The organism is Kitasatospora sp. NPDC047058, assembly GCF_040643935.1.
Taxonomy (GTDB): domain Bacteria; phylum Actinomycetota; class Actinomycetes; order Streptomycetales; family Streptomycetaceae; genus Kitasatospora.
Map to the genome: position 1 here is coordinate 1 of NZ_JBEYVJ010000265.1, position 10,265 is coordinate 10,265.

At 76.4% G+C, this 10,265-nt stretch carries 11 protein-coding genes; 7 read left to right on the top strand and 4 right to left on the bottom strand.

What is annotated here, in order from left to right; translation table 11 throughout:
* The 4 genes from ABZ885_RS28895 to ABZ885_RS28910 form a co-directional block, all read right to left on the bottom strand.
* The coding region (locus ABZ885_RS28895) for an aminotransferase class I/II-fold pyridoxal phosphate-dependent enzyme (protein ID WP_360194774.1) at positions 1-469 on the bottom strand (469 nt) is incomplete at its 3' end.
* A gap of 65 nt (positions 470-534) precedes the next feature.
* Positions 535-1,494, bottom strand: a complete 960-nt coding sequence (locus ABZ885_RS28900) for an alpha/beta hydrolase (protein ID WP_360194745.1) — start codon at positions 1,492-1,494, stop codon at positions 535-537.
* A gap of 146 nt (positions 1,495-1,640) precedes the next feature.
* Positions 1,641-2,411 carry a methyltransferase domain-containing protein gene (locus tag ABZ885_RS28905; RefSeq protein WP_360194748.1) on the bottom strand — a complete coding sequence of 257 codons (771 nt, stop codon included), beginning with the start codon at positions 2,409-2,411 and terminating at the stop codon, positions 1,641-1,643.
* Between the two features lie 106 nt (positions 2,412-2,517).
* Complete coding sequence (locus ABZ885_RS28910; RefSeq protein ID WP_360194751.1) at positions 2,518-3,606, bottom strand: alpha-hydroxy acid oxidase; 1,089 nt, start codon at positions 3,604-3,606, stop codon at positions 2,518-2,520.
* Between the two features lie 181 nt (positions 3,607-3,787).
* On the opposite strand from ABZ885_RS28910, the gene ABZ885_RS28915 reads away from it, so the two are divergent.
* The 7 genes from ABZ885_RS28915 to ABZ885_RS28945 form a co-directional block, all read left to right on the top strand.
* Positions 3,788-5,212, top strand: coding sequence for a fatty acid--CoA ligase family protein (locus ABZ885_RS28915; RefSeq protein WP_360194754.1), 1,425 nt, complete (start codon positions 3,788-3,790; stop codon positions 5,210-5,212).
* A 218-nt stretch (positions 5,213-5,430) separates the two neighbouring features.
* Positions 5,431-5,706, top strand: coding sequence for an acyl carrier protein (locus tag ABZ885_RS28920; protein WP_360194756.1), 276 nt, complete (start codon positions 5,431-5,433; stop codon positions 5,704-5,706).
* Positions 5,703-6,026, top strand: coding sequence for an acyl carrier protein (locus ABZ885_RS28925; protein WP_360194759.1), 324 nt, complete (start codon positions 5,703-5,705; stop codon positions 6,024-6,026). Before ABZ885_RS28920 ends, ABZ885_RS28925 begins: the two co-directional genes overlap by 4 nt.
* Positions 6,023-7,141: a beta-ketoacyl synthase N-terminal-like domain-containing protein gene (locus ABZ885_RS28930; RefSeq protein WP_360194762.1), complete on the top strand. Its 1,119-nt coding sequence runs from the start codon at positions 6,023-6,025 to the stop codon at positions 7,139-7,141. Before ABZ885_RS28925 ends, ABZ885_RS28930 begins: the two co-directional genes overlap by 4 nt.
* Positions 7,138-7,674, top strand: a complete 537-nt coding sequence (locus tag ABZ885_RS28935; RefSeq protein WP_360194765.1) for a beta-ketoacyl synthase N-terminal-like domain-containing protein — start codon at positions 7,138-7,140, stop codon at positions 7,672-7,674. The genes ABZ885_RS28930 and ABZ885_RS28935 overlap by 4 nt, the downstream gene beginning before the upstream one ends.
* A 128-nt stretch (positions 7,675-7,802) precedes the next feature.
* Positions 7,803-9,422 carry a class I adenylate-forming enzyme family protein gene (locus ABZ885_RS28940; protein WP_360194768.1) on the top strand — a complete coding sequence of 540 codons (1,620 nt, stop codon included), beginning with the start codon at positions 7,803-7,805 and terminating at the stop codon, positions 9,420-9,422.
* A partial coding sequence (locus ABZ885_RS28945) for a beta-ketoacyl synthase N-terminal-like domain-containing protein (RefSeq protein ID WP_360194771.1) occupies positions 9,419-10,265 on the top strand: 847 nt, incomplete at its 3' end. The genes ABZ885_RS28940 and ABZ885_RS28945, both read left to right, overlap by 4 nt.

Here is a 10,265-nt window from a genome sequence, read left to right on the forward strand (position 1 = left end):
CCTCGGGCACCGGGACGGTGGTCAGGTCGAGCAGCCGGGCGGCGCCGGTCACGCCGACGTAGCAGGGCGAGCTGACCAGCAGGACGTCGTCCGGGCCCGCGCACAGGGCGCGCAGCGTCAGCAGCATGCCCTCCTGGGCGCCGACGGTGAGCACCAGCGCCTCGGGCGGGACGGTCAGGCCCTCGTCGTTGGCGAGGGTGCGGGCGACCAGGCCGGGGATGATGCCCTTGGTCGGGCCGTACTGGAACAGGGCGGTGCGGACGGCGTCCCGGTCGAGGCCGCGGGCCGCCAGGTGCTCCAGGTAGGCGTCCAGGTGGGCGTGGACGTCCTCGGGTTCGAAGAAGCCCTCGTACGGGCGGCCGGGGGCGAAGGACACCGCCTCGGGGTAGCGGGTGGTGACCTCGTTCAGGAAGGTCATCGCGTCCAGCAGCGGGTCGGCGAGCGAGGCGTGCAGGTCGGCGAGCGCCAGCGGCCGGACTGCCCCGGGGGCGGGCGCGGACTCGGGCGCGGACTCCGGCGCGGACTCCGGCGCGGTCACCGGAGGGCCTCGCGCAGCCGCTCGGCGGCGTACCGCTGGGCCTCGGTGGCGGCGTCCAGGACGCCCGTCATGGCGAAGAAGCCGTGCGGCATGCCCGCGTACCGCCTGGCCCCGACGGGGACACCGGCCGCGCGCAGCGCCTCGGCGTAGCGCTCGCCCTCGTCCCGCAGCGGGTCGTACTCGGCGGTGATCACGGTGGCGGGCGGCAGCCCGGCCAGGCTGGGGGCGCGCAGCGGGGAGGCGTGCGGGTGGTCGCCGTCGGCCGGGTCGGCCAGGTAGTGGCCCCAGTACCAGGCGACCGAGCGGCGGTTGAAGAGCAGCGGATCGTCGTGCTCGCGCAGCGAGCCGGTGTCGGCCCGGTGGTCGGTGTTGGGGTAGACGAGCAGTTGGTGGCGCAGGGCCGGGCCACCCTCGTCGCGGGCGAGCAGGGTGAGCGCGGCGGCGAGGTTGCCGCCGGCGCTGTCGCCGCCCACGGCGAGGCGGTCCGGGTCGATGCCGAGGCGGCCGGCGTGCGCGGCCAGCCAGCGGGCGGCGGCGTGGCAGTCGTGGACGGCGGCGGGGAAGGGGTGCTCGGGGGCGAGGCGGTAGCCGACCGAGGCGGTGACGCAGCCGACGGCGTTGGTGAGGCGGCGGCAGATCGCGTCGCTGGTGTCCGGCGAGCCGAGGGTCCAGCCGCCGCCGAAGAGGTAGAGCAGGCCGGGGAGGGCGCGGTCCGCGGGGCCGCCGGGCGCGTCGGCGGGCGGCGCGGGGCGGTAGAGCCGGAGGGCGAGGTCGCCGCCGGGGCCGGGGATCTGGTGCTCCTCGACGGCGGCGACGGGTTCGGGGGTGCCGGCGGCGGCCCGGATGTCGGCGAGGTCGGCGGCGCGGGCCTGGGCCGGGGTCAGGGTGTAGAGCGGCGGCGTGTCGGCCTGCGCGCGTCGCTCGCGCAGGGCCTGGGCCTGGGGGTGCAGGGGCATGGTCTTCCGATCGGGCTGGGGGCTCGGGCGTGGCGGACGGGCCCTCGGGCGTGGCGGACGGGCTCTCGGGCGTGGCGGCGGGCGTTCCGTGGCCGGCGCCTGCGGGTCGGCGGCCCGGGCGGGCCGCTCGCGGCGGGCGGGGCCGGTCAGCGGTCGGCCTCGACGTAGATCGTCTCGTCGGTGCGGAACGCGGTGTCGAGGTCGGCGACGTCGGCGCGGGCGCCCTGCCGGTAGGCGCAGTGCCGGATCCGCCCGGCCTCGAAGCCGGCCAGGGTGAGGACGTGCCGCAGCTCGTCCAGGTCGTAGATCCACTGGTGGCCGTAGTACCGGAAGATCTGGTTGACCAGGAAGGCCGGGCGGTCCGGCATCGGCGGGCCGAAGCCCATGGTGGTGAGGCGGCGCCGGTGCTTGGCCAGGAAGCCGTCGTCGGTGGCGTAGCCGGCCAGGTAGCGGGCCAGGTCGGGGGTGGTGAGGCGGAGGACGCCGCCGGGGCGCAGCACCCGCCGGGCCTCGCGCAGCCAGCCGACGGCGACCGGCAGGGTGACGTGCTCGATCAGGTGCTCGGCGTAGACCCAGTCGACACTGGCGTCGGCGAAGGGCAGCGGGCCGGCGATGTCCAGTCGGGTGAACCAGCGGTCGCCGTCGACGCGGTAGAGGGTGCCGGGTTCGGTGACGGTGTCCGGGCTGCGCAGGGCGGTCAGGTCGGTGCCGAGGCCGGCCGGGTGGGCGGTCCGGAACGCGGCGAACTCGATGCCGGTGAGGCCGAGTTCGGTGAAGTCGTGGTGGTCGTGCGGGAGCCGGCCGGCCGGTTCGAGGGTCTTGCAGGTGGCGACCTGTTCGCTGACCGCGTCGAGGCGGACGGCGAGGCTCTCGGGGTCGTCCCAGTCCCAGCCGGGGAAGGCGTCCTGGTTCTTCATGGCGTGCTGTCCTTCGGTCGGGGTGGCCGGGTGGAGACCGGCCCGTGGTCGGGTGGAGGCCCGGTTGTCCGGCGTGCGTGTGGCCCGGCGTGCGGCGGACGCCCGGTCAGGCGGTGGGCCAGGGCGCCAGGGCGGTGCTGTCCAGGTCGGCGGGCGTGGGGCGGCCCAGCAGGGCCAGGGTGTGCTCGAACTCCTCGCGGAGCAGGCCGAGGACGCGGGCCACGCCGTCCGCTCCCCCGGTGGCGAGCCCCCAGAGCACGGGGCGGCCGACCAGCACGGCGCGGGCGCCGAGGGCGAGGGCGACGGCGATGTCGGTGCCGGTCCGCACGCCGCCGTCGAGCAGCACCGGGAGCTCCGGCGGAAGGGCGGCGACGACCTCGGGCAGGGCGGCCAGTGCGGGCAGGGCGCCGTCCAGCTGCCGGCCGCCGTGGTTGGAGACCACGACGGCGTCGACGCCGTGCTCGGCGGCGAGCCGGGCGTCCTCGGCGGTGAGGATGCCCTTGAGGACCAGCGGGAGGCGGGTGCGTTCGCGCAGCCAGGCGAGGTCGGACCAGCGCAGGGTGGGGTCGAACTGCTCGCGCGCGTGGTCGGCGATGCCGGAGGAGCCGGCGTCGGCCCGGTGGGTGGCGGCCATCAGCTCCGGGTCGAGGTTGACGGCGCGGATCTGCGGCGGGACGGCGAAGCCGTTGCGCAGGTCGCGCAGCCGGCGGCCGATCCGCGGGGCGTCCACCGTCAGCATCAGGGCGGTGAAGCCGGCCGCCTCGGCCCGTTCGACCAGTGCGGCGAGTACGTCGCGGCGGCGCAGCCAGTAGAGCTGGAGCCAGAGCGGCCCGGTGGCCGCGGCGGCGATGGCTTCGAGGCTGCGGCTCGCGAAGATGCCGGCGACCAGCAGGGCGCCGGCCCGTCCGGCTGCCCGGGCGGTCGCGGTCTCGCCGTCCGGATCGACCAGCCGGTGGTAGGCCATCGGGGCAATCCCGACCGGGAGCCGGAGCTCGGATCCGAGCAGCGTGACGGCCGTCGAGCAGCCGGAGACGTCGACCAGTGTGCGGGGCCGCAGTGCATAGCGGGCGAACATTTCCCGGTTCCCCGCGAGGGTGCGTTCCGCCTCGCTGCCACCCTCGATGAAGTCCCATATTTCCGCGGGAAGTTGGGCGCGCGCAGCGCGCTCGATCCCGGCCGGCGTGAGTGGTCCCACGGGCATCCTCGTTCCCGGACGGCCGCGCTCGGACCAGTCCCGGTTCGGCAGCGTAGGAGGTCTGCACCACATTGGTATAGACCTTGATTTGACCAATCGTCTGTGCAAAGGTCTGGCAACGGAATTGACCGTATTGGTTGAGAACGGCGTCCATGTCAAATCTCCTCTGCGTGGAGTGGCGTTGACCGGTATTTCCCTCTCCGCACTTCCGCCCGCTTCCCTGCCGCACGCCGACGCCCCCGACGACTGGGTGGACCGGCTGCTGCTGGCCGGCCCCGGGGGCGAGGAGTGCCTGCGGTTCGGCACACCCGTCGACCGCGCGGCGCTGCGCGCCCTGGTCGGCGCGCAGGCCGAGCGGCTGGCCGCGGCCGGCCTGGCCCCCGGCGGTACCGCCGCACTGCGGCTGCCACCTTCGACGGGCTTCGTCGCCGCCCTGCTCGCCTGCTGGCAACTGCGCGCCCAGGTCGCACTGTTGGACCACCGGCTGACCGAGCACGAGACCGGCCTGGCGGTCGAACGGCTCGCCCCGCAGGTGCTGGTAGGGTCCGAACAGCGGACCTCGGCGGCGCTGCGCGGCTTCTCCGAGGCCGAACCGGTGGCCGTCCGGCGGCCGGACGGGCGCCCGGCCGCAACCGGCCACGCGCTGGTCCAGCTGAGCTCCGGATCCACCGGCCCGGCCAAGGTCATCGCCCGCACGGCCGGCGACCTGATCCGCGAACTCGCCTGCTACCGAAGGCTGGCGGAGTTCCCGGGCGAGGGCGAGCGGGTGGTCCTGCTCTCCTCCGTGGTGCACGTGCTCGGGCTGGTCGGCGGACTGCTGAACAGCCTGCACGCCCGCGCACCGCTGACCGTGCCGGAGCGGATGACGGCCGCGGGCATCCTCGCCGCCGTCGGCGCGGAGCGGGAACGGCCGACCACCGTCATCGGCGTCCCCTTCCACGCCGAACTGCTGGCCGGCGTCGCCTCGCCCCCGCCGCTCCCCCGGCTGCGGCGGATGGTGGTGGCCGGCGAGCTGATCCGCCCGGGCCTGCCGGCCGCGTTCACCGCCGCGTACGGCGTCCCGCTGGGCAGCATGTACGGGATGACCGAACTCGGCGTCATCGCCACCGACCTGACCGGCCGGCTGCACCCGGCCAAGCGGCCGGTGGACGGGATGGAACTCCGCATGGCGGACGGCGAGTTGCAGCTCCGGACGGCGGCCTCGCCGTACCCCGGGCTGGACGACCCGACCCGCTGGTCGGACGGCTGGCTGCACACCCGTGACGCCGCCGTCCTTGATCCGGACACCGGGCTGGTCACCGTACTCGGCCGACGGGACTCCCAGGTCTCGATCGGCGGGCTGAAAGTGGACCTCACCGAGGTCGAGCAGACCCTGGCCGCCCTGCCCGGGGTCCGCGAGGCCGTGGTGGTCTTCGACGAGGGCGCCATCGAGGCGTATCTCGCCACCGAGGACGACGCCGGCCACGCGCTCGTCCACGACCTGCTGGCCCGGCGGCTGGCCGCCTACAAACGGCCCCGCCGGCTGGCCTTCCTGCCGCAGCTGCCGCGCACCGCGACCGGAAAGCTGCTGCGCGACCCGGCCGCCCTGCGCGCGGCCGCCCGCTGAACCCGCTCCACCGCAATTCCCTTCCGCACCACGGCACTTTCCTTCCGCACCGCCGCAATACCCGGGCCGACTTCCCGATCGGGCCGGAGTGATCCGCCCCGCCGTACCCCGCGCCGGTCCACCGGTGCGGCCGGACCCGGAATTCCCGCCGCGTCCGCACGGCATTTCCCCGACCACCCGCGCGCCGCACGCCCGCGCGCAGGCACAAGGAGCACATGATGCAGGACCGCATCCGCGCGTTCGTCCTCGCCGCGCTGGCCGAGATGCAGTACGACGTCTCCGAGGTGACCGGCGACACCGACCTCGGCCCGGCCGGGCTCGACCTGGAGTCGCTCGCCCTCGCCGACCTCTCGGTGCAGGTCGAGGACGAGTTCGGGATCAAGTTCGACCTCGACGAGATGGAGAGCACCGCGCTGATGACGCTGGACCAGTTCACCGCGGACGTCGCCGCGCGCATCGCCTCCGCCGGGGCCACCTCGGGCAGCCCGGCGTGACCGACCTCGCCCTCCCCGGCCGGGCCGAGGTGCTGGAGATGCTGGCGGCGTTCGGGCAGCGCGCCGCCGACTCCGTCCCCGAGGAGCTCGGATCACTCGAACTCACGTGGCTGGTAGCTGAGTTCGAGCAACGGTACGGCGTCGAGCTGGAGCTGGACGACGAACGCTTCGAGGCCGTCCGGACGGTGGACGACGCCACCGAGGTGCTCCGCGCCGCCGTCCTCGCCGCCTCCGGCGGCGCGCCGGCCGCCCCGGCAAAGGCACCGGCAAAGGCACCGGCAGCGCCCGCGGCGACGGCTCCCGGGGCCGCGCCGTCATGACCGGCCACGCCCCGCCCGCCGTCCGGCCCGTGATCACCGGCATCGGCGTGCTCAGCGCGGCCGGCACCGGGCTCGACGCGCTCGCCGAGGCGGCCGCCCACGGCAAGGCCGCCTTCGGCCCGGTGACCCGGTTCGACGTCTCCGCGCGCCGGACCACGCGGGCCGCCCTGCTGCCCGAGCCGGTGCCGCTCGCCGACGCGGTGCTCGCCGCCGTGGACCAGGCCTGCCGCCAGGCCCGCCTCCCGGCCGCCGGGAACCCGGGCCTGCCCGTCCTGCTCGCCCTGCACAGCGACCTGCGCACCCGCGCGGTGACCGACGCCGTCGCCGCCGGTGCCACCGCGGCCTGGGGCACCGCGGGCGTCACCCGGGTCTACACCGGCGCCTGCGTCGCGGCCGGGACGGCGGTGGCCGACGCCGCCGCCCTGGTCGCCGCCGGGCGGCACCCCCGGGTGCTGGTCGCGGCCGGGCACCTGGTCGAACCGGGCGTGTTCGCGGCCTTCGACGCCGGCCGCGCCCTGGCCCGCGACGGCGAGCTGCGTCCGTTCAGCGCCGGCCGCACCGGCACCCTGCTCGGCGACGCCGCGGCCGCCGTGCTGGTCGAGGCCGAGCCGGACGCCGGACGCCGCGGCGCACCCGTGCTCGCCCGGCTGGCCGGCTGGGGCCGGGCCGGCGACGCCCACCACGTGTGCCGCCCCGAACCGGACGGCGCGGGCGCCGTCCGGGCGGTCGGGGCCGCGCTCGCCCGGGCCGGCCTCGCCCCGGCCGAGATCGGCTACGTCAACGCCAACGGGACCGGCTCGCCGCTGGCCGACCGGGCCGAGGCGAGCGCGCTGCGCCGGGTGTTCGGCCGCCACGCCGAGCGGCTGCCGGTGAGCTCCAGCAAGGCCGTCCACGGCCACGCTCTGGAGGCCTCCGCGCTGCTCGAACTCGCCGTCACCGTCGCAGCCTTGCGCGACGGCCGGCTGCCGGTGAACGCCGGCTGGCTCGGCCCGGACCCGGACGTCGGCCTCGACCTCGTCCTGGACGGCCCGCGCACCGCCCGGCCGCGCTACGCGCTCACCCTCAACTCCGCCTTCGGCGGCGCCAACACCGCGCTCCTGGTAGCCGCCCGATGACCGGACTGCGCATCCTCGCCGAGGCCCGCTGGCCCGGCACCGGCCTGACCGGTCCGGACCGGCTGCCGCCCGTCCCCGGCTTCGCCGCCTCCACCTTCAACCCGCTGGTGGCCGAGACCGCCGAACGCTGCCTGCGCGCCCGTCACGGCTCCGCCCCGGCCCCCGGCCGCACCGCCCTGCTGCTCGCCAGCGCCGGCGGCGACCGCGCCATCGCCCGGGCGATCGACGAGGCGGCGGCCTCGGGCCGGCGGGTGCCGCCGCTGCTGTTCTTCCAGTCCAACCCGAACGCCGTCCTCGGGCACATCGCCGCCCGCTGGGGCCTCACCGGCCCGGTGGTGGCGATCAGCCCCGCCGGGGCCCGGCCGGGCTCGGTGCCGCAGGACGCCCTCGACCACGCCGCCCTGCTCCTCGCGGACGGCGACGCCGACCACGTCCTGGTCATCGCCGCCGAACAGGCCGACCCCCCGGGAGCCGCCGACGCCACCGGAGCGGGCACCGACCGGGCCGTCGCCGTCCTGGTCACCTCCGCCTGACCCGCCCGACCCCGCCCCACCCCCGCAGCACCCCGAGCACCCGAGCACCACCGTCACCGCACCCGCGCGAGCGGCCCCACACGCCGCGTCCCGCCGCAGCACGCCCTGCACCAAGGGAGGGAACCACCATGAGCATCCGCAGTATCCGCACCCTTCTGGCGGACGACCCGGACGTCGGCGCCGGCAACGTCCTGACCAGCCGGCTGACCCTCGGCCTCGGCCTGGACGAACCGCTGCTGACCTTCGACACCCCGGTGGACGACCACGCCGCCTGGCAGCCCTTCACCCTGCGCGAGCTGGACCGCGCCGTCCGGGCCCGCGCCGCGGTGCTGCACGCGCTCGGCGTCACCCGCCGCGACCCGGTGGTGGTGTACGCGAGCGACGCCGCCGACCACGTACTGGCCTTCCTCGCGCTCGCCCGGCTGGGAGCCGTCCCGGCGCTGCTCAACCCGAACCTCGACGGCGAGCGGGCCGCCCGCTACATCGCCAAACTGGGCCCGGTCGGCATCCTCGCCGACGCCACGCACCTGGCCGCACTGGCCGGCCACGACGCCGGCGCACCCGCGTTCCCGGACATCGCCACCCTGGGCTCGGGCGACCCGGAGGCCGCGCCCGCGCCCTACCGGCACTGGTCCGGCGACCCGGTGGCGATCACCCACTCCTCCGGCACCACCGGGATGCCCAAGGCCGTGGTCCACTCGCACGCGAGCCTGTACGCGGCGATCCGCCACCGGCTGCGGCTGCCCCGCCCGCAGGGCCAGGAGCGGATGCTCAGCGCCCTGCCCGCGCCGCACGCGGCCACCCTGATCGCGGTCAACCTGGCGCTCAGCTCGCACACCGAACTCGCCCTGCTCTCACGGCAGTCCGGCGCCGGAGTGCTGGACGCGGTCGAGGACTGGCGGCCCACCGGCGTGGTCGGCTTCGCGGCGACCTGGGCCGAGCTGGCCCACCACGACCTGGCCGCCCGGGACCTCGCCTCGGTCGCGCTCTGGTGGAACACCGGCGACTGCGCGCACGAGGTGCACATCCGCCGGCTGATCGCGGCCGGCAGCCGCCGGTCGGTGACCCGCGAGGGCCGGGTCCGGCTGCCCGGCTCGCTGTTCGTGGACGGCCTGGGCTCCACCGAGATGGGCCACTCGCACTTCTTCATCACCCACGGCCCCGGCACCGAGCGGTACGGCCGCTGCGTCGGCCGCCCGCACGCCTTCGTCGACTGCGAGGTGGTCGGCCCGGACGGCGAGCCGCTCGGCCCCGGCGAGGTCGGCGAACTCGCCACCGCCTCCCCCACCCTGGCACTCGGCTACTGGAATGACTCGGCCACCACCTTCCGGACCAGGATCCGCGGCCGCTTCCTCACCGGGGACCTGATGTACCGGGATGAGGAGGGCTACTGGTACCACGTGGACCGGCTGGTCGACTCGGTCGAACTCGGCGACGGCAAGCGGCTGTTCACCGCCATGTCGGAGGAGCGCGTGCTGGCCGCCTGCCCCGGTGTGGCGGACTGCACGGTGGTCGCGGTCCGGGACGGCGGCCGGGTGGTGACGGACGTGCTGCTGGTCCTGGCGGCCGGTGCCGACCCGGCGGCCGACCGCACCGAGGAGGTCACCGCCGCGCTGGACGAGGCCGTCGCGGCCACCGTCCGCCGGGTGCTGGTGGTGGCCGGCGAGGACATCCCGCTCGGCCCGACCGGCAAGGTCCGCAAGGTGCTGCTCCGGCAGCGCCACCTCGACTCGGTGACCGCCCGATGACGGCCCCCGCCGCAGACCCCGCCACCGCCGCCCGCCCGGCTGCCGTCGTCACCGGCATCGGCCTGGTCACCCCGATCGGCCGCAAGCCCGCCGAGGTGTTCGACGCGCTCACCGCCGGCCGCTCGGGCATCCGCGCGCTGCCCGAGGGCCACCCCGCACACGGCTGGCTCACCGCCGCCGGGCTCGCCCCCGCCGTGGACGGGCGCGAGGTGCTGCCGCCGACCGAGACCCGCTGCGTGGACCGGTTCGTGCTGCTCGCCCTGGCCGCCGCCGACGACGCGCTCGCCGACGCCGGCCTGGTGGTCGGCCGGGACGCCGACCCGCACCGCACCGCCGTCGTGCTCGCCACCGGCGGCGGCGGACTGGAGACCTTCGAACAGCAGTCGCACCGGCGGCTGGAACGCGGCCGGCCCGGGGTCAGCCCGTACCTGCTGCCCGGCATGCTCTCGAACATGGCCACCGCCCGGATCGCCATCAAGCACGGCATCCGGGGCTTCAGTTCGGCCATCGTGACGGCCTGCGCGGCCGGCGCCCAGGCGGTCGCCGAGGGGCTGCGGCTGATCCGGGCCGGCGACGCCGACGTGGTGCTGTGCGGCGGCAGCGAGTCCTCGCTGCACCCCACGATCGCCGCCGCCTTCACCAACGCCCGGGCCCTGTCCTCCGGTTGGGACGACCCCGAACAGGCCAGCCGGCCCTTCGACGCCCGCCGCAACGGCTTCGTGCTCGGCGAGGGCAGCGCCGTCCTGGTGCTGGAGCGCGCCGAGCACGCGGACGCCCGCGGCGCGGCCGGCTACGCCGACCTCACCGGCTGGGGAGCCTCCACCGACGCCCACCACCCGACCA